At 35.0% G+C, this 24111-nt stretch carries 15 protein-coding genes; 7 read left to right on the top strand and 8 right to left on the bottom strand.

The window, feature by feature from the left end; translation table 11 throughout:
• Positions 1-10: 10 nt before the first annotated feature.
• From LV89_RS04675 to ade, 7 genes are all read right to left on the bottom strand, one after another.
• Positions 11-2536: a YbcC family protein gene (locus LV89_RS04675; RefSeq protein ID WP_109741713.1), complete on the bottom strand. Its 2526-nt coding sequence runs from the start codon at positions 2534-2536 to the stop codon at positions 11-13.
• 153 nt (positions 2537-2689) lie between these two features.
• On the bottom strand, positions 2690-3040 hold the full coding sequence (locus LV89_RS04680; RefSeq protein WP_109741714.1) for a hypothetical protein: 351 nt from the start codon (positions 3038-3040) through the stop codon (positions 2690-2692).
• Positions 3041-3402: 362 nt separating this feature from the next.
• Positions 3403-4530, bottom strand: coding sequence for an MBL fold metallo-hydrolase (locus LV89_RS04685; RefSeq protein ID WP_109741715.1), 1128 nt, complete (start codon positions 4528-4530; stop codon positions 3403-3405).
• Positions 4531-4654: 124 nt separating this feature from the next.
• Positions 4655-5596 carry a DUF1735 domain-containing protein gene (locus tag LV89_RS04690; RefSeq protein WP_109741716.1) on the bottom strand — a complete coding sequence of 314 codons (942 nt, stop codon included), beginning with the start codon at positions 5594-5596 and terminating at the stop codon, positions 4655-4657.
• A gap of 43 nt (positions 5597-5639) precedes the next feature.
• On the bottom strand, positions 5640-7079 hold the full coding sequence (locus LV89_RS04695; protein ID WP_109741717.1) for a SusD/RagB family nutrient-binding outer membrane lipoprotein: 1440 nt from the start codon (positions 7077-7079) through the stop codon (positions 5640-5642).
• Between the two features lie 24 nt (positions 7080-7103).
• Positions 7104-10340, bottom strand: coding sequence for a SusC/RagA family TonB-linked outer membrane protein (locus tag LV89_RS04700; RefSeq protein ID WP_109741718.1), 3237 nt, complete (start codon positions 10338-10340; stop codon positions 7104-7106).
• A 364-nt stretch (positions 10341-10704) separates the two neighbouring features.
• On the bottom strand, positions 10705-12351 hold the full coding sequence (gene ade, locus LV89_RS04705) for an adenine deaminase (RefSeq protein ID WP_109741719.1): 1647 nt from the start codon (positions 12349-12351) through the stop codon (positions 10705-10707).
• A gap of 266 nt (positions 12352-12617) precedes the next feature.
• Between ade and LV89_RS04710 the strand changes: the two genes are divergently transcribed.
• From LV89_RS04710 to LV89_RS04735, 6 genes are all read left to right on the top strand, one after another.
• Positions 12618-13571: a hypothetical protein gene (locus tag LV89_RS04710; RefSeq protein ID WP_109741720.1), complete on the top strand. Its 954-nt coding sequence runs from the start codon at positions 12618-12620 to the stop codon at positions 13569-13571.
• A gap of 110 nt (positions 13572-13681) precedes the next feature.
• Complete coding sequence (gene cmk, locus LV89_RS04715; protein WP_109741721.1) at positions 13682-14365, top strand: (d)CMP kinase; 684 nt, start codon at positions 13682-13684, stop codon at positions 14363-14365.
• A gap of 48 nt (positions 14366-14413) precedes the next feature.
• Positions 14414-15337, top strand: a complete 924-nt coding sequence (locus tag LV89_RS04720) for an RpnC/YadD family protein (protein WP_109741722.1) — start codon at positions 14414-14416, stop codon at positions 15335-15337.
• A gap of 63 nt (positions 15338-15400) precedes the next feature.
• Positions 15401-16462, top strand: coding sequence for an NAD(P)/FAD-dependent oxidoreductase (locus tag LV89_RS04725; protein WP_109741723.1), 1062 nt, complete (start codon positions 15401-15403; stop codon positions 16460-16462).
• Between the two features lie 98 nt (positions 16463-16560).
• The gene (locus LV89_RS04730) at positions 16561-19797 is read left to right on the top strand and encodes a hypothetical protein (protein WP_146199077.1); all 3237 of its coding nucleotides are present in this window, start codon (positions 16561-16563) and stop codon (positions 19795-19797) included.
• 316 nt (positions 19798-20113) lie between these two features.
• Positions 20114-21760, top strand: a complete 1647-nt coding sequence (locus tag LV89_RS04735; RefSeq protein ID WP_109741725.1) for a CotH kinase family protein — start codon at positions 20114-20116, stop codon at positions 21758-21760.
• 329 nt (positions 21761-22089) lie between these two features.
• Here LV89_RS04735 and LV89_RS04740 read toward each other — a convergent pair whose 3' ends face one another.
• Positions 22090-22512, bottom strand: coding sequence for a (4Fe-4S)-binding protein (locus tag LV89_RS04740; RefSeq protein WP_109741726.1), 423 nt, complete (start codon positions 22510-22512; stop codon positions 22090-22092).
• A gap of 146 nt (positions 22513-22658) precedes the next feature.
• On the opposite strand from LV89_RS04740, the gene LV89_RS04745 reads away from it, so the two are divergent.
• A complete protein-coding gene (locus LV89_RS04745; protein WP_109741727.1) occupies positions 22659-23933 on the top strand; it encodes a glutamate-5-semialdehyde dehydrogenase in 1275 nt (424 codons plus the stop codon).
• Positions 23934-24111: the final 178 nt, after the last annotated feature.

Below are 24111 nucleotides of genomic sequence, written 5' to 3' on the forward strand. Positions count from 1 at the left end.
AAATTAATGTTTATGCACCAATGAGATAAACTGGGAAATTATCCTGTGTTGATTCCAATAAAGGCGTGATGTCTGAAATCTTTTGTAAGTCTTTCGTCAAAGGATTGTAGGGTACAAATTCCCCTTTTTGGAAAGAAAACAACTCTTTTGTCTCAGGATTTACCACTACCAAATTCACCCATTCATTGATAAACCATTCGTAAGTTGCGTACAAACGCTTGATGGTATCCAAAACCACATCAGGGAAATGTTCAACGATAAAAAGGATTCTCACAGGGTCATGCACTTCAATCATTTGGCTTGGTAATCCCGGTCTTAAATCTCCATCAATTCCGTTGGCAACACCAATCAAACCCATTACGTTATGTGGCAATTTTGTTCCTGCTCCCAACTTCTGATTATCCACTCTTGAGAAATAATATTCCAAATTGATACCTCCGCAAACTGGAGCGGCGGCTTTCATGATATTGAAAAGGTATTTTCCTTCTGGGTCGATAGAATAATCGTAAGAATTAAGGAACGAACGCCTATCCAAGAATAAGCCTTTGGTCAAATTTCTACGACCCACAATACACAAAGCATTGGTAGCATGATTTAATTCTGGACGTGGTTCAAACAAGGAAACTGAACGAATTTTGATTTTCTCATGAATCATCGCAGGAGTCAAATTCGTAGCAATTGACTCAAATCTTCTTGAACGCTCTTTGGCATTATAGTCCAATGATTTTTCAAAAATTTTCTCGTATTTCAAATGATTCGCATAATTGGCTTCTGAAAGCAATTTTTCATCAAAAAAGGCAACTTCATCACGAGTGGTATCGTGCAATGCTCCCACAAATTGTGTTGTGTCAGGAATGTCAATACCTCTTTCTCTCAGCATAGTTCTCACTTCTGGTTTATTTGCCATTTCGCTCAATACACGTGCATTGGCAGAACCCGCACGTCCACAACAAGCACCACAATCATACGCCGCAAAGTGAGGATTATTGACACTACTTGCCCCATGACCAACCACATAAACAATAGGAGCAAAATCTTTGACCAATCCAATACTTTTCAAAGTACCTTCTACACGGTCAACCATTTCGTTGATTTCAAAACCTACTTGTAAACCGTTTTCTTCTTGCTCATGATGTGTATGTTGTACCGTCAAGCCAGCGTGTTTGTCCATGTGTTTGAAGGACGAAGATGTTGCTGGACTCATAGATGGACGGAAAATACTACCAAATAGTTTGACAGCCGACCAAAAACCTAAAGTCTGTGAAATCAACCAACCACTATAAAATGAATGAGAATGTTTAGAAAAGTGAAGGTCTTTTTTAAGTTTAACACCTTTAAATGCAACCTCATTTTTCTCTTTCACCAAATATTTAGGCGTTACAGGAGCTGGACAAACTTTTGTATAGAATTGACCTCCTTCTGGTTGAAAGAAAAATTCAACACCAAAGAAACCCGGTGTTCCAAAAGTCTCGCAAGAAGTATCAAACTGTTCCAAATATCGACGAATTGAACACTCTCTATCATCAATACAAAACATTGCCTGAAAAGTAAGCTCGTGAGCAGGTTTACTTGTAGCGTTCTTTAGCTTAATTCCTGCTAAAACTTCATCATAATAAGTCCATTCAAAAGCTTCTTGCCAAATTTTCAAGACTTTATGAACTTCAGTTTCTTCAACGTCTGCAAATAAATCAATTGGTTTATCACTCAAATTTTGAGATAAAGGCGACCAATTATTTCCACAATGAAAATCTATGGCGTCAATTTCAAGCAATAACTCAAACGTGATAGCATCTTGCAATGAAATTTTACGAGAATCCAAAAGCGTTTCTGGAAAATCTTCCACCGCAGAAACCATCCCAGACCAACCTTGATGAGCAAATTGTTGGTCGTATAAATATTGCGTATAGAGAGATTCGTCTCCTACCAAAATTTGGAGTAAATCTTTAATTCTACAATCCGTTTTTAACAATAAATCTTTGGCTCTTTTTCCTCTAAAATAACTCGAATAGCTATTTCTCTCCATTTCTTTGAGAGAATCTAAAAAGCCTTTATCTTTTTCTGGAAAACCCCAAATAGCAATTCCTTGGTCAAGAAAACCACAGATTATTCTAAAAAGCGTTGGATGCACCATTGAATCCAAATCTATTTGATAAGACTTTTTCCAATTGGCTCTTAAATTCCCAATTCTTGGTAAAAAATTGGCTTCATAGGTTTCTGAAACCAATTTATTTTTCCAATTTTTGACATTACTTGCCCCAAATTTTTCTAATAAAATTTTATCAAGAACATCCTCTCTGATACGCCCTTGTGCATATAATGCTCTGTATTCATCCAACGATAAAGACACATTATACCCAAAAATTTCAGATGCTCTTCTTATGCCTTCAAAGAATTTCATATCTTGAAAAGCATGGAGTGTATTATGATGAACAAAGTCTTTTAAAGGATTTTGAGCAGGCAAAAAATGCTTTAACTCATGAATCACTTCTTTTTCATCAAACACGTGTTTGTTGTGAGATACCGTTTTTGTACTCATTGAAAATCAGCAGTTTAGAAATTAACCACAATTATTTTCGCAAACGGTTTTTAGCCTTATAATGTGGTTATAAGTGGCTAAACACCAAATGAAAATAACGAGAAAAGTGCTTCAACTCTTATGAATTGAAGAATAGCAAGAAATCGAGAAAAATTAGCAGTGTAATTTAAGCGAGCAGTAAAGGATAAAACGCTTTACGGAATGATTGGAAAAGGAATAAGAATATAAATGTGTGTTGGTATGTTCATCAAAAATAACAACATTTTTTGTCGTTAAAATATGTACGTAGTCATCATCATCCGAGTCGTCCGAATCTTCTTCAAGGTCAAAGTCTTCATCAGGAAATGTATCATCAACAAAAGTGCTTAACGTAGTTGGGTGATGATTTTCGTTGACAACAACAGTCTTTTTTTCTGAAAAATTATTCGACAAATTCTTCGCTATTCCATTATTAATCAATAATAATGAGATAAGCAAAACGAATATGTTTCTAAATTTATTCATTCAAAAAAGCCAAATTTAATACTCAGCCGATAATTTATTGTACTATTTAAAGAATGTTGATATTTTTCTAATACAAAGATATAATTTTTTTGAGAAACAGAATCCTTTTTAACATTTTTTTCAATTCTACTATTGAGTTTACAGTTTTTAAGTCCTTCAATATTTAGGTTATTTTACATCATCAGTCAATAAACCTATCGAATTATGAAACAAACGATTACTCTTCTGTTAATAGTATCGTCGTATTGTCAAGGACAAATAAATGGTAATGCTTCTATCATTTCAGGTGGATGATGCAGGATTTCAAAGCTATCTTTTAAAATGGAGTATTTTGAGGATTTCCCATTAAAATTTATCTCCATTTACACCAACACAACTTCTCCAAACTTTACAATTTTTAATTCATCAGCTCCAATTTTATTTTCTGCTTTGAGTTTTTCTAAAACGATGGCAGGTTCGTTCAGAGGTTCATCAGATAAATCGAATGTTCCAAAATGAAAAGGAATTAAATGCTTTGCTTTACAGTCTTTAAAAGCACGAACAGTGTCATTAGGCTCTTGGTGATTATATTTCATAAACCAAGTTGGAGCAAAAGCACCTGCACCAATTATGGCAACATCTATATTGGGAAACAACTCTCCTATTTTCTTAAAATGTGTGCCATTTCCATAGCCCGAATCTCCACCAAAATAAATGGTTTTAGTCGCTGATTTTAAGATAAAACCACCCCAAAGCGTTTCATTGGCATCATTCATTCCACGGTTCGACCAATGACATGAGGGAACAAATACGATTTCAAGATTATTATCTGTTTTATATTTCTGAAACCAACCAGCTTCTTGAATTTCATGATTTGGCATCCAATTTTGAAGTAATGATTGCATTTTCAAACCTGTCAAAACCTTCGCATTTGGATTTTGCTTCTGAAGTAGTTTCAAGCTGTTCTTATCACAATGGTCATAATGCGAATGAGAAATGAGAATATAATCCAGATTAGTTAGTTTCTGAGGGTCAATCGGGAATTCAGAAAACCGTTTGCTTGACGACAGAAATTCCATATAAGGCACAGGAACATTTCCTAAAAGTGGGTCAATTAAAATGCGTTTTCCTGCTAAACGAATAAAAATTGTGGCATGACCCAACATTACAATAACATCATCTGTACCATTCAAAAATGAATCATCTTTAATGACCTGTGTTCCTTGTGTTTGGTTGTTTTTTCGTTCTTTGAAAGGGTTTTTAGAAGTCTGCCATTTTAATACATTTCCAAATGAAGCTTTCTCATAACCAACGGTATCCATATTCAAGAATAATCCATTTTCATCAGTGGGGTTTCCACCGTTTTTCTCCCATTCTCCCCAAACTGTTTCTAATGCAGCGTTTTTAGTTATTTGTTTCATTTGTCTTTTTTGAGATAAAAGGATTCCCCCTCCGAGTGTGGAAACAGCCGTTATCGCAACAGTATTTTTAATAAACTTTCTTCGTTTCATAATTAACTACACATTTTTAGCGTGTTTTAAATGCTAACAAAAAAGACATATTTTTCATCCCATTTAGCAACAAAAAAGGCTCATCTTTCGACGAGCCTTTTTTTAATAGCTAATTCTTTGAAATCTATCGTTTAGCTTTGAAAGTGAATGTTTCATCAAAACTTACACGGTGAGGAGTAATTACAGATGGTTGGTTCATCCAATATTTAATTTTCAAAGTTTTTGTCGCAGGGTCCCATTTATTTACACCAGATGGGTCTAATTCAGCAGAACGACCATTAGAAGCTGGCTGCCCATACACATTAATAATACTTGCAACAGTATTATCTTCTTTGAAATTAATAGCTAAACCAAAAGCACCATAATATGAAAGAGAACCTGCATTCAAGATAGAATGGAATGGATTTGAAGACAAAGCCTTATCTCTCATAATTACTTTCAACGCTCCATCAGTTACTAACTCCATTTCAGTAGGATAGTTACCTGTAAGAGCTGCATTAGCCAAGTCAACCATTGTACCAGTAGTTGTATAAACGGCATCAAATCGGTTTTTAGCAATCACCTGAAAAATAGCAGTTGACAAACCATTTCTTAATTTATAAGCTCCTGCATTTGCAATTTTAACTGCAATTGCATACGTTTTAGAAGCGTCTAATTTTGTTGGGTCAAATGTTAATTTGATTGTTCTGGCAAAATCTCCACCTTTCATAGCAACCTCCGTTTCCGACAATTTATATAAATTGGTAGGTAGTGGAGTGAAAGTTGTCTGATGTGCAGTATTGTATGCCGTAATAGCGGCATCATTAAGCTGTAAACTTATGTTAAGCGAGTTATTAGCTAATTCAGAGATTGAATTTGCCTCTCTAACTACTTCAAAAAGATCAATAGTTTTATCGCCTGCCACCAAATCAACACCTACGATATTTAGTTCCTCGCCTCCCGTAGGAATTTTCACAAAATTATCGCCTTTCCCTGATATAATATCTGAACCTTCTTGAACGCAAGCAAATGTTAATGCAAGCATTACAAGGGGTAAAATTTTGATTGATTTGAAATATTTTCTCATTTTTTTACAAATTTATTTTGATATAAATTATAATAATACCCTATTACTTATCCCACCAAACTCTTGAATCTTGTGTATCGCCACCAGTTAATTTTGCAGCAGCTGCTTTATAATTAACACCATTGATTGTTGATTCGTTTGTTCCATAAGCATAACGACGAGGGATTTGTTTACTACTATTCGTTGCATTTACAGAAGGTTTCAAAGCAGGCACTCCTGTTCTACGCCATTCAGCCCATCCCATATTTCCGTCTGGGAAAAATGCTACATAACGTTGTGTCTGGATTTTCGTCATTGCGTTAGAAGCCAAATCAATATTAGCAGAAGTCATGAAAGTATTAAACTTAGTTTGGTCAAAAACACCCCATTGTTTCCAAGACATTTCAATTCCTTTGCTATACATATCCTTAACGTTCTCGCTTGTCCAACCTAATTGAGCAGCTTCAGCTCTTGCAAGATAAGCATGAGCGGCTGTCAGAATGAAAGATTGAGAAGTAGCTGCACGAAGAGCAGGTGCTAATACAAAAGAAAAGTCAGCATAAGTTGCAGAAGTTGCCACATCACGAGTCAAACCATAAGGCATTGGAGCAATTTGTCCTTTACCATTTGGAGCAGCGGCAGTTTGCAACCTTGCATCTTGGTTATCACTCAAGATTGTAGCAAATTGAGAACTCAAAGCATAATCTTTACGTCCATCATATAAAGAAAACCAAGGGTTTTTGAAAGTTCCACCCGGATAAGTAATTGCAGCATTATCAGCATTTGCATCGATTACACCACCTGATAAAGCATCAATAAATTGAGCCTTACCTGTTGTTGGGTCAATTTTAGAAATACGCAAAGCCATAACCAAACGAAGAGAGTTTGCAAACTTTTTCCATTTAGTAGCATCTCCAGCGAAAAGGATATCACCTTTTACCGCAACACCGCCATCAAATTGAGCAGCAGCTTCTTTTAATTCTTTAAATAGAGCTGTATAGACTTCCTGCTGAGAATCATATTTAGGATTGATTTTCTCTTGCAATGCCTCCGACATAGGAATGTCACCCCAACGGTCAGTCATGGTTAAGAATGTATAAGCCTTGATAATTCTTGCAATCGCAATTTGGTTCTTATTAGACCCATTATTAGAGGCATAAACAGCCGTAGCAGCGTTTGAGTTTTGATTGATGATATTTTGTAAGTCATATAACATTCCTGCATATATACCATCCCAAGCTACTTGTTGAGTAGAGTAGTTTGATGATTCTGTATATTGAGTTTCTGAAATATATTGACAATACAAAGAGCCTAAAAGTCCTCCTGTTGTAGCAGGACCATCCATTGCTATTAATGAGTTCGTTAGCAAAGCAGATGTTACAGGCGTGGCAATTGCATTTGGAGTTACATTCATATCTCCAAAATCAGTTAGACTACAACTTGATGCAGCAAAAAGCACAGAAGTAAGACCTAACGTTTTTATGATGTTTTTATTTATCTTCATTTTACTAAAATTTTAAAGAAATAATTAGAATCCTAATCTTACGTTAACACCGAATGATCTTGTTCCTGGGAACTGACCATTTTCACCATAGATTGTTGACAATTCAGAAGGGTCATAATTTCTATTTTTTGCATAGATTAACCAAGGGTTACGAGCCACAAATGAAACAGTTGCAGTTTGTAACACTTTTTTACCTTTCAATGGAATTTTATAACCAATACTCACTTCACGTAATTTGATAAAGTCTAAATCATGGACAAACTCTTCTGCAATGTTTCTATTACGGAATTGATGATAATACGTTTGAGCATCTACATAAGTATCAACGGCTTTACCTTCTTTGGTTACACCTACTACGTGTACACCACCACCATCAGCAACAGCATCACGAATTGGATTTCCTTTATCATTCATTCCTGCTGTTTTTTCTAACAAACCTGAATAAGTACCCCAGCTATCAGATAGAGAGAAGTATTTACCACCCTTCGAGAACTCAACATTGGCACTCAATGTAAAATCTTTATAAGTCACTTGGTTTACCCAACCACCCGTAAAGTCTGGAAGAACACTACCTAAATATTGTGCAGGATTTTGGACATAAAGACCGCTTTCATCTACCACTTTTACGCCATCTTTATAAGTAAATCCACCACCTCTGATTTGTCCCCAACCTAAACCAATTTGGTGAATAGTCGAAGCTCCAGAACTTGCAGAGAATGCACCATTAGCCAAGCTTCCACTTGCATCACGAGCTGTAACAGTCTCTACACCGTCAGCTAAAGAAACAATTTTAGAGGTATTTTTAGCAAAGTTCAAAGTAGAAGTCCAAGTAACATCTTTAGTCTTCACAGGCGTTGCATCTATGCTGATTTCTAAACCATTTCTTGTTAATTGCCCAGCGTTAATCAATTTTGAAGTAAATCCACTTGCTCCAGAAACAGGTACGTTTAAGATTTCGTTAATTTTGTCTTCATTATAATAAGTAACGGCCAAACCATATCTATTCTTAAAGAATTTCAAGTCAATACCAAATTCATAAGAAGATGATAAAGCTGGTTTGATATTAGCATCAACAATGGCATTTGGTGTACCCATAACTGCATTACCATTAAATTTATCTGTACCTAAAGTATAATTTAATGATAATAAATAAGGGTCTAAGTCAGACCCAACTTGAGCCCAGCTACCTCTTACTTTTGCAAATGATAAAGCAGGAATTTTATCTTTCAATAATTCACTTGCTACAAAACTACCGCCAATAGAAGGATAAGTATAAGAATTTGCACCCGCTGGAAGAGCAGAACTATTATCATTACGAAGTGACCCTTCTAAGAAAATCATATCTTTATAACCCAATGATGCTCTTGCATAAATACTTCTTACTTCTTTTTTAGATCTAAAAGAAGACACAACTGGTGTTGAAACCGAGTTACTTAAAGCAAAATAATCAGGAACAATTAAACCATCAACAGTATTACTTGATAATACACGGTATGTATCCTGACGAATGTTTCCACCAGCAATTAAATCAACGCTATAAGTATCATTAAATTTATTGTTGTAAGTAGCAATTAATTCATAGTTATTTTCATTAGGAGTCCATCTATTGTTTACAAAGTTCCCTTGGTATTCAACTAAAGCATAACTTGCTTTAAGACCCGTTTGAGTAGCACTTGTTTGTAAAATACTTGGAATAGCACTTTCAAAAGTAGTTGCTCCTCTATTAATACGTGCAAAACCTGCTACTTTAAGATGGTCATTAAATTTATACGTCAAATTAATATCACCAAAAAGTCTTTTTCTATTCTCAGTATATTTAACATTGTCAAAATAACTATGGAAATTATACCAATAGTTTGCACCGTAAAATGCCACAGGATTACTTGCATCATACGAAGAAGGGTTATTATGATTCCAGCTTGCCAAAATTCCTTCTGGAGAACGTAAATCTTTCAATTCTTTCACTTTGCCCATATCTACGTTTCTATGAAACCAAGAGTTAAAAGACCCAGTTGATTGATTTGAATAAGCATCATCAAATTGACCATTAATGGTATAATCAACATAATTGAAATTGATACCTACCGTTAAGTTTTTACTTAAATCAATCGTTGTTTGAGAAGCAATTGTATATTTCGTACCTTTTGAATTATACAACATACCATTCTGATTTGTACCTGTCAATGAAATACGAGTTGAAAAATTCTCACCTGCTTTAGAGAAGTTCAAGTTTGTATTTGTCGCTACCTGAGACTCGAAGAAATCTCTAATATTATTTGGCTGAGGTGTCAATTTCTCAGTTTTTCCAGAATATTGAGTTCCCGGATACCACGAATACCAAGGAATATATTCTTGACCTACCATTCTTGGTCCCCATGAAGCATCATCAGAATAATCATGATAATATTTACCATCCAATGCTTTCCAAGCTGTTGGCATACCATCTTGATAATTGAACTTAATCAAATCAGCAGAAGAACCTCCAGCATAAGAGTTTTGATAACTTGGTAAAATATAAACATTATCTACATAAACACTTTGATTTACTTCAAGCCCAATTCCCTTTTTAACAACTCCTTTTTTAGAAGTCATCAAGATAACACCTGCATCACCTCTTTGTCCATAAAGAGCTGTTGCACTTGGTCCTTTCAATACAGAAACAGACTCAACGTCATCTAAGTTAATATCTGAAGAACCAACTGGTGTTCCATCCAATATATACAATGGAGCTTTATCCGAAAGAGAACCTGCACCTCTAATTCTGATAGAAGCATCACGTCCTAAGGCAACAGAAGACTGACTTCTTACTTGAATACCTGCAATTTTACCCGCTAAAGCATTGTTTAAGTTGGTTTGACGAATAGTGTTTAATTGTTCTTCTTTAACACTCTGAACCGAATATGAAAGAGCTTTTTCTGAACGTCTTTCACCAAGAGCAGTAACTACAACTTCTTGTAACTGTGACGCATTTGAGCCAAGAGCAACATTGATAACAGTCTGATTACCAACCGATATGGTTTTACTATCAAAGCCAACAAAAGAAAATGTAAGTGAAGCACCACTACCCACGCTGATTTTGAAGCTACCGTCTGCACCAGTCGTTGTTCCTCGTGAAGTCCCCTTCACGGCAATACTAACTCCAGGTAATGGCGAATTATCTTCAGCAGATACCACCTTTCCTGAAACTTGTCTATCCTGAGCGTTGGTGTGTAACGCAAGCCCAAAAAATAGCACAGTAATAATGAGTAAGAGTTTTCTCATTTTGTGTTTGGTTTAAGTTAATTGATTTTGAAATATTACAAATTTGAAAGTGTAATCTTGACTAAACAGCATACAGGCGTCATGACCTAACGATGGCAGTATCATTACGCTAATGTTTAAATTGCAGAATTTTACGATATGTTAATCTAATTAATAAGTAGTAGATAAATTACAACCTGTTAAATGGTAAATTCATATAATTTATAAAATACAAGGATTTAGAGATGTATATATAATCATATAGATTACACATACCAATAAAGGAGATGTTTGGGGAATTTTTAGTTTTAGTTAATGAAAATATTAATCTGTTTTAACTTATTATTTTATAATAATGTTAAGCTTTCAGATTTAAAATTAATAATTATTTCACAAATATACTCGTAAATGAAAAATTTTCTCCATCAAATAATCCTAAATCAGATAATTTGAGGTTCGGAATCACTAATAATGCCATAAACGAAAGACTCATAAAGGGTGATTGTAAAGTACAGCCTAAATCTTTGGCAAAACGGTCAATTGCAGAATATTCTTTGGCGACCTCATAGCCGTCTTCACCGCTCATTATGCCTGCTATTGGTAATTTCAAGACACTTTTTTGATTTTGTCCATCAAAACAAGAAACTCCCCCTTGTGCTTCTATAATTAAATTAACAGCTTCACAAATTGAGGCATCATCCACTCCTACCGCAATAATATTATGAGAATCATGTGCAACTGATGAGGCTATTGCACCTTGTTTTAATCCAAAATTTTTAATAAATGCTACCGCTGGCGGAACATTTTGATAACGGTTTACGACAGTTATTTTCAGAATATCATTTTCTACATCAGATACAATATTATTTCCTACACTTTTATAATTAGCTTCTGATTTTAACGTTATCAATTGTCCATCAAGCACTTCAATTACCTTGATTTTCGTACCCTCTTCCGAAGTCAAAACTTGAAAATCTTTGATTTGTTTTAGCTTACAATTAAAGTTATTGACAATCTTACTTGGCAAATTTGAAATATTAGAGCTTCCATTTTCAGCAACAATTTCTCCATTAATATAAGTTCGCAAAACGGTAAACGCTGTTAAATCTTCCACCATAATAAAATCGGCGGGGTCGCCTTCACGGAGTAACCCTACGGGTAAATGATAATGTAAAATAGGATTGACAGATGCCACTTGCAGAATTTCAAATAATAATTCTGGGTATTTACTTAAAGCTCTTTTTACTAATTGATTGATATGTCCTTCTACTAAATTATCAGGATGTTTATCGTCTGAACAAAACATCATATTTTGGTAATGGTCGGGCAATAGTCCTATTAATGCTTCAAAGTTTTTGGCAGCCGAACCTTCTCTAATCAAGATTTTCATGCCGTATTTCAATTTATCTAAAGCTTCTTCTGCCGTAAAACATTCGTGGTCAGTTTCACAACCCGCTTCTATATATCTTCGAGCATCGTCTCCACGCAAACCTGGAGCATGACCGTCAACAGGTTTCTGGTAGCGTTTTGCCAAAGCAATTTTCGCCATCATGTCAGGGTCTTGATTCAACACACCTGGAAAATTCATCACCTCCGCTAAATAGCCAATTTCTGTATAGTTCTTAAATAAATCCTCAATATCATCGGGCGTTATGGTTGCTCCTGCCGTTTCAAAAATAGTTGCAGGTACACATGAAGGAGCTCCAAAACAAAATTTGAAAGGTGTTTGACGAGCATTTTCAATCATGTATTCAACGCCTGCTTTTCCTAACACATTGCCAATTTCATGAGGGTCAGAAATGGTTGCAACCGTTCCATGAACAACCGCTAAACGAGCAAATTGTGCAGGAGTAAGCATTGAACTTTCTATGTGAACATGGGCATCTACAAAGCCCGAAAGAATATATGGACAATCTGATTTTTCCGTTGTGGATTCTATCTCAATTTTTTGGATAAATCCATTTTCAATTGTAATAGTACCGTATTGAATTGTACGTTCAAAAATGTTAATAATATTCGCTGTTACTTGCATTTTAAATGATGTTTTCCAGATGAAGTTTGAATCCTATATTGCATAAATACACTATTTTACGTTATAAATTGTTAATTTCGTAGCTAAATTCTTCGCTAATGCACGCCAAATCAATCGTCAACTACTGATTGAGAATAAATTAATCTCCTAATATTCAACACGTTATTCTATTAAAATAATCATAAATGTTCATGCTTTTCACTGTCCCGAAGCATGGGTCTTTTTAACAAAAACTCTATTTTATCAATTGGGACTACTCTTGCATTATGAAAAAAATATCATTTTTATTCCTTGCTATTATTGTTGCTTTGATGACTTCTTGTGGAATTACTCCCGATGTACAACCAGTAACCGACGACCTAACATTACCCCTTGCAGACGGAACATTAGACATCGCATTTACCGATTCGTTGACTAACAAAACTGGAACGGTAACCGCTGCCAGTGGCGACAATGTAAATGTTTCCTTAATCATCAAAAAAACGCCAACAGGTGAAAAACCACGTATTATGCGTATTTTCATTACTGACAAGGCAAATTATCGTGGAAAAACAGACCAACCTTTGTTTGAAATCAAGTTGAAAAACATTGATGAACAAACCCAAACAATTGATTATACAGTTTCGCCAACTTCTGGAAAAGTGTATATTCATTGTGATGTTTATGACAATAAGGACAAGGTAACTCGTAAGACTTTGATTGTAAATATTGCTTCGGAAGCTCAAATTGCTTCTTGGCAAAACGTTACACTCGGAGCTCAGTCAAATGCCGCAGCATCAAGACTTGCATCTGCCACAGGTGATTTATACAAAGTGTGTGACTTAGATTCAAATATCAGATACGTAGATATTACTTATGCAGCTTTAGGTTCGCCGTCGGTTAAACCTACATTTTTATCAAACCCACGTAGAGCAGCATTAGGTCTTTCTACTACAATTCCTACATCAAATACAGTTTGTGGAGGCGGAAGCACTGCGGGAGGTTTAGCAACGTATTTTGTATTAGCTCCAACTACTGTTGATTTCGTAACAGCGAATGATGCAATTTTGGGAGGTTTAACAATTCCAGCAACAGCACAAGACATTGTAGCTGAAGTTGGAAAAACATACGCATTCTTGAATGGTAGAAATAAGAAAGGCTTGATAAAAGTAACCAAAATTACAGCGGGAACTACCGATTTCAACGGTACTATTACCTTTGATTTGAAAGTTCAGAAGTAAATTTTTCTTTATGAAATACGAAAAGCCAAACCCAAAAAGGTTTGGCTTTTTAATGCGTAAATTTTCCGAATTGCCCTTTTCCTCTATCTTTGCAAACAAAAATCACAAACATGAAGAAAACAATTATTGCTCTTGATGGTCATTCGAGTTGTGGCAAAAGCACCACCGCAAAGCAAGTAGCTAAAAAATTAGGATACGCTTTTATTGATACAGGAGCAATGTATAGAGCGGTAAGCTTATATTTTCACGAAAATCACATCACACTTACCAATCCTAAAGAAGTTGAAAAAGCACTTTCGGAAGTCCATATAACTTTCCATTTTAACGAACATCGTGGGGCGAGTGACGTTTATTTGAATGGATTGAATGTTGAAGAAGAAATCAGGAAAATGTACATTTCTCAAATGGTTTCAGAAGTGAGTGCAATTACAGTTGTAAGAAAAGCAATGGTGGCTCAACAACAAAAAATGGCAAAACATCGTGGCGTTGTAATGGACGGAAGAGATATTGGCACAAAGGTTTTTCCAGATGCAGAAGTAAAGGTTTTTATGACTGCCGACCCAACAATTCGTGCAGGGCGTCGTCAGCAAGAGTTGCTCTCAAAAGGCGAAATGGTTGATTTAGATGTCATCATAGAAAATCTGAAGAAAAGAGATATTATTGACTCAACAAGAGAAGAAGGACCTCTAAGCCAAGCTAATGATGCCGTTTTAATGGATACATCATTTATGACAATCGACGAGCAAGTCGATTTTGTAATTCAATTGCATGATTCTGTTTTGGCTCGGTTGTAGAATAATACCCCCAAAGTCATCACCTAATAAAAATTTAAACATTGTTCTATGAAAGAAAGTATCAGTAGAGATATTTTATGGAAAGGAATTATTGAAGATTTATTCGAAGATTTCCTAATATATTTCTATCCTAACGATTTCCACCTTTTTGATTTTTCGAAAGGTTTTATTTTCTTGGATAAAGAACTGGAACAGATTAGTATCCCATCTCCAAGTAAAAATCGAATTGCAGATAAGTTGGTGAAAGTATTTACCAACGAAGGAAAAGAAAAATGGATTCTAATTCATATTGAAGTTCAGGGCTATGAAGACAAACATTTCTCTGAAAGAATGTTCACTTACTATTACAGAATTTTTGATAAATACAAACAACGAATTGGAGCATTAGCGTTATTTACCGATGATATTCCCAATTTCAGACCTAATAATTTCGAAAATTCATTTTTAGAGACGGATATTCGTTTTTCATATAAAACATTTAAACTTTCAGACCATCAACCTAACGATTTTCAAATGAGTGAAAACCCTTTTGCTATCGTAATGGAAACAGCGTGGTATGGTTTGAAAAAGAATAAATTGACAGATGAAAATCTATTTTCACTCAAACTTGATTTAGCGAGAAGACTCAACAAAAAGGGATTTCACAAGGATACTTTTGGAAAACTCTGTTCTTTCATCAAAACGTATGTGACATTTGAAAATTCCGAATTATTACCTAAATTGGACTCAGAAATTGACTCCATTAATCAAACAGCAAGACCAATGGGTATAATAGAAGCAATACAGGAAGAAAGAATTCGACAAGCAACTGAAAGAGTTACTAAAAAAGTAACAAAAGAAGTAACTCAGAAAGTAATGAATGAGTTTATGCAAGAAAGTTGTCAGAAACTTTTTAATAAAGGTTTTTCGGCAGAATCTATTGCAGAAATGTTGGACTATCCAATTGATACAGTTAAGAAATTCATTTCATAAAAAAATATTCAACATTAAAAGCCCAACCATAAATTGGGCTTTTTGCATTTAATTTAATCTTTAATGAACGACGTTCAAATTAATTCATCAGCAAAATTTATCATTATCGGACAAGGACTTGCGGGGTCTATTTTGGCATATTTTCTTTTACAGGAAGGACAAGAAGTTCAAATTATTGATACACCAGAATTTCCTTCTTCTTCAAAAGTTGCGGCTGGACTTTATAATCCTGTAACGGGTAGAAAATTAGTAAAAACATGGTTAGCTGATAAATTATTCCCTTTTTTAGAATATTTCTACGCTCAATTAGAAAAAGAATTAAACGCTAAATTCTTTCACCCACAAGCCATTTATAGACCTTTCGTGAATGAGGATTCTCAAAAATATTTTAAAAGCGACCACGTTCCCGACGATTTTTCTGATTTTGGAACATTGACTTTCGATAATGTGAAGTATCAAAACATTGTCAATAGTCAATTGGGCGGTGTTACTACCAAACATTCGGGTTGGGTAGATTTAAAAGTTATGTTGTCGGCTTTTAGAAGCTATTTTTTAGAAAAAGGAATTTTGAAAGAGGAAAATTTTTCGCTAAAAAACGAGTACGAAAATCAAAAAGTCATATTTTGTGAAGGTTTTGAGGGACGCAATAATCCACACTTTAACTACCTTCCATTCAATCCCGTAAAAGGTGAAATTTTAGATATTGAAATTGAAAATATCGAACTAAAAGAAATCATTAATCAAGGTGCATTTGTCGTTCCATTGGGTGAAAATAAATTTAGACTTGGTGCAACATACAGTTGGCATGATTTAGATTTTACGCCCACCGAACAAGGCAAAAACGATTTGATAGAAAAATATCAAAAACTAATGAAGCCTTCTATGCGTATATTAGCCCATAATGCAGGTGTACGCCCTGCCACCAAAGACCGCCGACCTTTAATTGGTTTACATCCAGAGATTAAAAATATTGGTATTTTTAATGGATTGGGGTCAAAAGGGGTATCTCTTGCACCATATTTTGCCAAACAATTTGTCGATTTTTTAGTCTATCAAAAAGAACTTCAGTCCGAAGTCAATATAAATCGTTTTGCTTCGTTATATTTAGGCGTTGATAAGGTTTAATTTTTAAAAGCATCCATTCTGAAAATTATTACGTAATGTTAAAACTTAGAAAATAATCAAACCTATCTTCTGATACCTAATACCTGAATTATTTTGCAATGAAAAAAAGTTTACTATTCATATCCTTGTTTTTGACGACCTTCTTTACTGAGGCTCAGAATTATTTCCCTTCCCAAGAACCATTTGGAAAGAACAGGATTCAATTCCGACCTTTTAAATGGCAGGTTTTAACTTCACAAAACTTTGAAGTTTACTTTTATGATGGCGGGCAACAAACGGCTACATTGGCTGCTCAATTAGCTGAAACAGATTTTGACCGTATCACAGAAGTTTTGGGATACTCGCCTTTTAGTCGTACCAAAATATTTATTTACACTTCTACACAAGACCTCAACCAAAGCAATGTTGGCTTGAATTTATCAAGTGAAAGAGAAATCAAAGAAGAAAATTTGGCTAAATCACGCATTGAAATTGCTTATGCGGGCAATTCTGTTTCGTTCAGAAAAGATTTAGTTCGTGAAATTTCTCATGTCTTCGTTCATGATATGCTTTATGGTGGGAGTATCAAAGAATCCTTGCAAAATTCTTTACTTTTAAGTGTCCCTGACTGGTTTATGAATGGAATAACAGCCTATATTTCAGAAGGTTGGAGTACAGAAATGGATTCTTATCTGAGAGACGTTATCCTGACCAAAAACCTCAAACGCCCAAGCCAAACCAATGGGAAAGAATCGGTTTTAGTTGGACAAGCCATTTGGAATTTTGTAGCTGAAAAATATGGAAAAGATAATATTGCGAATATTCTAAATCTTACCAGAATTATCCGAAATGAACAAACCTCAATTTCAAGTACAATCGGAATGCCATTTAGCAAATTTTTGAAAGAATGGCGTGAATATTATGCTGCAATGGCAGAAACTACTGCTTCAAAATACACTTCTATCAACTATGATTTTAAGGTTAAAGAATCAAAATTTAATAATCCTGAAAGAATCAACAAATTCAAAATAAGTCCAGATGGTGCGTTTTTGGCATATTCAAAAAATGAATTAGGTCGTGCCAGTGTAGAAATCATGGATTTGAAAACCAAAAACAACGTTACTTTATTCACTTCGGGCTACAAAACACTTCACCAATCAATTGATTATAATACGCCACTTTTATCATGGACAAAAGGCGGAAGTTTAGCGGTTGTTTATGAAAGTCAGGGAAATGTAATTTTGAATGTTTATAATGATATTACCGAAAAGGATTTAACAGGAAAATTTGCAACGAAAAAGGTTTTCAAAAATTTCGACCAAGTTCAAGATTTTGATATTTCAGACAATGGTACTACGCTCATTTTGAGTGCTATCAGTAAAGGTCAAAATGATTTATTTCTTTATGATATTGCCAGAGGAAAAGAACAACAATTGACTAACGATATTTATGATGATTTAAGTCCTCGATTTGTAGGTTCGGCAGGCAAATTCATGTTTACGTCAAATCGTTTAAAAGATTCTTTAGAAATTGATAAAGGTTCTTATAAAACCTTAAACAATAAATTCAACTTGTTTCTTCACGAAGGGAAAGTTAAACCTGATGTCGTAAAACGATTAGTTGACTCTTTCGGGAATATCACAAACCCAATTGTTGCTGACGGAAATTCAGTCTATTTTTTGAGTGATGAAAAAGGAATCCGTAACGTTTATAGACTAAATGCAGGTGATTCGACGGCAGTACAAATGACGGATTCTAAAACGGACATTGACGATTTTGATTATTCTCCCATCTCAAAAGGATTGGTTTTTAAAGCATTAGAGCCAAATGCCGAATTTATTGCTTTTAAAGCAAACGCAAATTTCAGCCCTAAAAACGATTTGATTTATACAGGAAGAAATATCAAATTATTTGGACTTTCTAATAACATTACACCTGTTAATGATAAAACAAAAACTGAAAATGCAACGAATAAAATTGTTGCTGCCGAAGTAATAACACCCGTAAAATCTAAAATAATTTTAGAATCTGGAGAAATAGACACAGACAATTATCAGTTTGATTCAGGTACGTTCTCGAAGAAAAGCGAAAGCTCAATTAGTGGTTCTTCTAAAAATGATAAAAAGAATAAGGTTGAGAAAATCATTGCTTCTAAACAAAATCGTAAAGAAAATATTAAGCTCCGAGGTCCCATTGACTACAACAATCCTTTCGTTGTCAATAACACTGACCTTGATTTTATGATTGACCCACTTCCACAACGTGGTTTTGGCTTGAAAGGAACAATCAACATGAATGATTTGCTCGAAAATCATCATTTGCAAGGAGGTATTTTTATTACACCCAACTTAAAAAACTCTGATTTGTGGGGGCAATATTCGTATTTAGCTAACAGAATTGATTATAGTATTCGTTATGACCGCCGCACCATTGCTGAAGAAGATGAGCAAAGTTTTAAGAAATATAGATTCAATAAAGTTACCCTTTCGGCTTCGTATCCAATCAATACAAATACCCGAATAACGATTTCGCCCTCTTATACAACCAACCGCTTTTTAGATTTGGTAAATCTCCCTGCTCCAGACGGCTTTGCAGATTATGCAGGCGGAAGAGCCGAATTTGTGTATGACAATACGATTAGTCATGGCATAAATCAATTGGAAGGTACTCGTTTCCGCCTTCGTTTCGACCATTACACAGGTTTGACCAATAGCCAAGATGGCTTCAATCGCTTCTATGCAGACCTTCGTCATTATGTTCGTTTTGGCAGAGGGGTTATTTTAGCTGGTCGTGTTTCGGGTGGACATTCTTTCGGAAATGCCCCAAAACAAACTGTTATGGGCGGAATGGATAATTGGTTAGAATGTCAATACGAAAACAGAACCGACGTTAATAATCCATTTAGTAGCTCAAGAATTGACAATAAAGATGTTTTCTTTTTAGATTATTCAACACCATTAAGAGGCTTTAATGTCAATAAATTATCAGGAACGAGCCATTTAGCGATGAATATTGAACTAAGATTTCCGATTGCAAAATATCTTTACAACGGACCAATCTATAATAATTTCTTCAAAAATTTACAGATAAATACCTTTACAGATATTGGAACTGCTTGGACGGGCGTTGGCCCATTTGCACGTAAAAATGGATTCAATACCAGTGTAATTGGAGGAGGAACGTTACCTTTTCAAGCAACGGTTACAGATTTCAGAAACCCATTCTTGATTGGTTATGGCGTTGGTGCAAGAACCACATTGTTGGGTTATTTCATCAAATATGACATTGGTTGGGGTTGGGAAAACAAAGAAGTTAAAGCTCCAATTTCTTATATTACTTTGGGTTACGATTTTTAGTAACACAGACTTTAGTACACTGTTTAATAAGTTTTCTGAATAATTTTTATCCTAAAATGTTTGATTAGGGGACTTCCCGAAAGTTATTTCTACTTTCGGGAAGTTGAAATAACTTATTAAACAGTGTATTAAGTCTGTATTATTAATGATAGGAAATGAATTATTGTAGAACATCGTTTCGAAAATAATCCATTTCCTATTTTTATTTACTCCATTTTCAATATATAGATTTTCCCTTCCCGCTCAACAGGATAAAGGTTCGCATTCAGTCAATTACCTTCGTTTATACCATTTTATCATATTCAAAAACAACTCTATGAAACTATTTTATACCCTTTTTATCTTGGCATTCTTCTGTATTTTAAAAACAAATGCACAAAGCCAAGTATCAACTAACTTACCCATTATCAAGGTAAATACAAACGGAAATGTAATATACGATGAACCTAAAATTTTGGCAGATTTAGAGATAATTAACAATGGTTCAAGCACCAATAATTCAACGGACAAACCTAATATTTATGCAGGGAAAGTAGGCATTGAGTATCGAGGTTCAACGTCTCAAGACCTTTTTCCGAAGAAACCTTTTGGCTTGGAACTTTGGGTTGATTCTACTCAAAAAAGCAGGAAAGTAGCTTTATTAGGAATGCCCGAAGAATCTGACTGGGTACTGAATGCAACCTACAATGATAAAACCCTCATGCGAGACGTACTTTCTTATGACTTAGCCAACCGCATGGGACGTTACGCCACTCGGACTCGCTATTGCGAATTGATGCTCAATAATCAATATCATGGTTTGTATATTTTAATGGAGAAAATAAAACGAGACAAAAATCGAGTTGATGTTTCTTCTTTAAAAACAACTGACAATTCTGGTGACGATGTTACAGGTGGATATATCCTAAAAATAGATAAAACAGAAGGTTCGATATCAAGAAGTTGGCGAACAAATGTGACTAATGGCTTACAAAAATTCACTATTCCTATACAAATTGAATATCCTAAAATGGCAGATATTACCGATGCTCAATTTAACTATATCAAAGATTATGTTACCGAATTTGAAACGTCTCTTTTGAGTACAGATTTCAAAAACTCAAAAGCAAAATGGCGTGATTTAATTGATTTAGATTCATTTATCGACTATTTCTTGATTACAGAATTTACAAAAAACGTAGATGGTTATCGACTCAGCACATACTTTTATAAGGACAAAAATAGTAAAGGAGGTAAATTGAAAATGGGTCCCGCTTGGGACTACAACTTGGCTTTTGGTAATGCTTATTACCATGAAGGATACCTTACTTCGGGTTGGCAATACAAGGTCAATGACTTAGCCATTTTGGCAAAAGATGTCAATTTCCTTTCACCAAATTGGTGGGAACAATTCGCCCAAGATTCTACTTTCAAATACAGGGTTGCGAATAGATGGGGAGTTCTCAGAAATAAAGTATTGAGTACCGAAAGAATTAATAATTGGATAGATTCTACGGCTAAAGTTTTACAACCAGCAATGGAGCGAAATAATAACCGTTGGACAGGTGTTTTAGGTAAAAGTGTATGGCCAAATTATTATGTTGGAGCAACTTATCAAGATGAATTAAATTGGATGAAAGAGTGGATTCGTCAGCGTAGTATTTGGTTGGACGGACAATTTAAAGCATGGGTTACGCCTTTGGCTAACGAAAATGAAATTTCAAGGGAATTTGCCTTAAAAGTTTTCCCAAATCCATACGAAAGCGAAACAACAATAGAATATATCGTTGCAAAAAAAGGAAAAGCTAAAATTAGTATTTACGATTTCATGGGCAGATTAATAAATGTCGTAATTAATGAAGAAAAAAATGCCAATACTCATCAAATAAAAATCAATAACGAAGCCCTCCAATCTGGCACATATATCATTGATTATCAATTAGATGAAATCCCAGCTGGAAGGGTAAAAATGATTAAGAAATGAGATATTAGGTATGAGGTCGTAGGTATGAGGTATTAGGTCGTAGGTATGACGTACAACCTCTTAAATTCATACCTACGGCCTCATACCTAAAACCTACGACCTCATACCTACGACCTCATACCTAAAACCTACGACCTAAAACCTAAAACCTACGACCTAAAACCTAAAACCTACGACCTAAAACCTAAAACCTACGACCTAAAACCTCATACCTAAAACCTAAAACCTCATACCTAAAACCTCATACCTAAAACCTAAAACCTCATACCTAAAACCTAAAACCTCATACCTAAAACCTCATACCTAAAACCTAATCCCTAATAAAAAAATCACCCCTGAAACGCCGTCGTTACGTGAGAGCCATCACAATAAGGTTTATTTTGCGATGCTCCACAGCGACAAAATGCCGTCGTTTGTGATTTTATAGATTCCTGCCCATCTTTATCTTTTACCTTCAAATTTCCATAAACTAATAAAGGTCCATTTTTCAAAACCTCCACAACCGTATTGATGCTCGTTTGGCTTTCTTGATTATCCTCCGCATTCATAAAATACGTCAATGCTGCCGATGGACAAGCCTTTACTTGGCTTACTATTTCTTCGGTTTTACCATGTTCAAGTGTTACCCAAGGGCGTTTGCGTGGGTCAAAAACTTGTGGAAGTCCACGAAAGCAAATAGCAGAGTGAATACATTTTGAAGGTTCCCAAACAACTGTAACCTCTCCGTTTGTGTATTTCTTTTTAATTTCCATATCTAAGATTTTCAGTAAAATAAAATTGTAAAATGAATGATTTTTGACAGAAAATATAAATTAAATAATAACTATTCTCCATTCTCTATCCTCTATTCACTCATTTTCACGACCTTTACATTGAATTTATACAAAATAATTGAAAAATGGAATTGGAAACCTTAGAACTTCCTAAAACAATTGTACCGCTTTTAGAGAAAACCCACGCAGCTTCTGCCGAAGTGAGACGCTTGACTGATACCCAGAAAAAAGGCATTCTCAATCGTTTGGCAGTTGTTTTAGTAGAAAACACAGACGCAATCATCACGGAAAATCAGAAAGATTTAGACCGTATGGATATGGCTGACCCCAAATACGACCGACTAAAATTAACCCCCGAACGCATACAAGATTTAGCAAACAGCATGAAAGAAGTAGCTGATTTGCAAGATCCTTCTGGACAAATTCTTTTAGAACGTGAATTGGTCAATGGTCTGAAAATCAAAAAGATTGCCGTACCAATGGGCGTTGTGGGAGTAATTTTTGAAGCTCGTCCCAATGTAACTGTTGATGTAACGGCATTGTGTATTCGTTCTGGAAACGCAGTGGTTTTACGTGGTGGAACAGACGCTTTTGATACTAATTCTTATTTGGTTGGATTGATTCATCATGTTTTGGCGGAATTTGAAGTAAATACTAATTGTATCACCCTCCTCCCACCCGACCGTGAGTTGGTGAAAGAGCTTTTAACTGCCACTCGTTTTGTTGATTTAATTATTCCACGTGGCTCAGAATCCTTGATTCAATTTGTTCGTAAACATTCGCTTGTGCCAACCATCGAAACAGGTGCGGGCGTGTGTCATACCTACGTGGAGACTTCGGCCGATTTACAAAAAGCGGCTGACATTGTGATTAATGCCAAAGTTACTCGCCCATCGGTTTGTAATTCTTTGGATACCGTTGTGATTGACGAAGCCGTTGCAGGGCAATTTTTACCAATGTTACAAGAAGGTTTCTTGAAATGGAATGTAGAAGTTTTTGCTGACGAAATCTCTTACCCAATTTTTGCAGAAATCAATTATCCATACCTTCAAAAAGCCACCGCTGACGATTTTGGAAGAGAATTTTTAGATTATAAATGTTCTGTAAAAGTGGTTTCTGGAATTACTGAGGCTATTTCACATATTGGCAAATATTCATCTCGTCATTCAGAAGCAATTATTTCTAAAAACGAAGATTACTGTCAGCAATTTATCCAAGAAATTGATGCTGCTGCCGTTTATAGCAATGCTTCAACTCGTTTTACAGATGGAGGACAATTTGGTTTAGGAGCTGAAATCGGCATTTCAACTCAAAAACTACACGCTCGTGGACCTTTTGCTTTGGAAAAATTAGTTACAGAGAAATGGATTATCACAGGTGATGGACAAATAAGACAGTAATTCAGTGAACAGTTAGCAGTTATCAGTAAACAGTAAACAGTAAACAGTAAACAGTAAGCAGTAAGCAGTAAGCAGTAGTTCGTTCATTGTTCACTGATTACTGTTCACTGTTTAATATTCACAAATAGCTGATTACAGATAACTGAACTACTAACTGTTAACTGTTCATTGTTAACTG

The sequence above is a fragment of the Arcicella aurantiaca genome (assembly GCF_003148625.1).
GTDB classification, from domain to species: domain Bacteria; phylum Bacteroidota; class Bacteroidia; order Cytophagales; family Spirosomataceae; genus Arcicella; species Arcicella aurantiaca.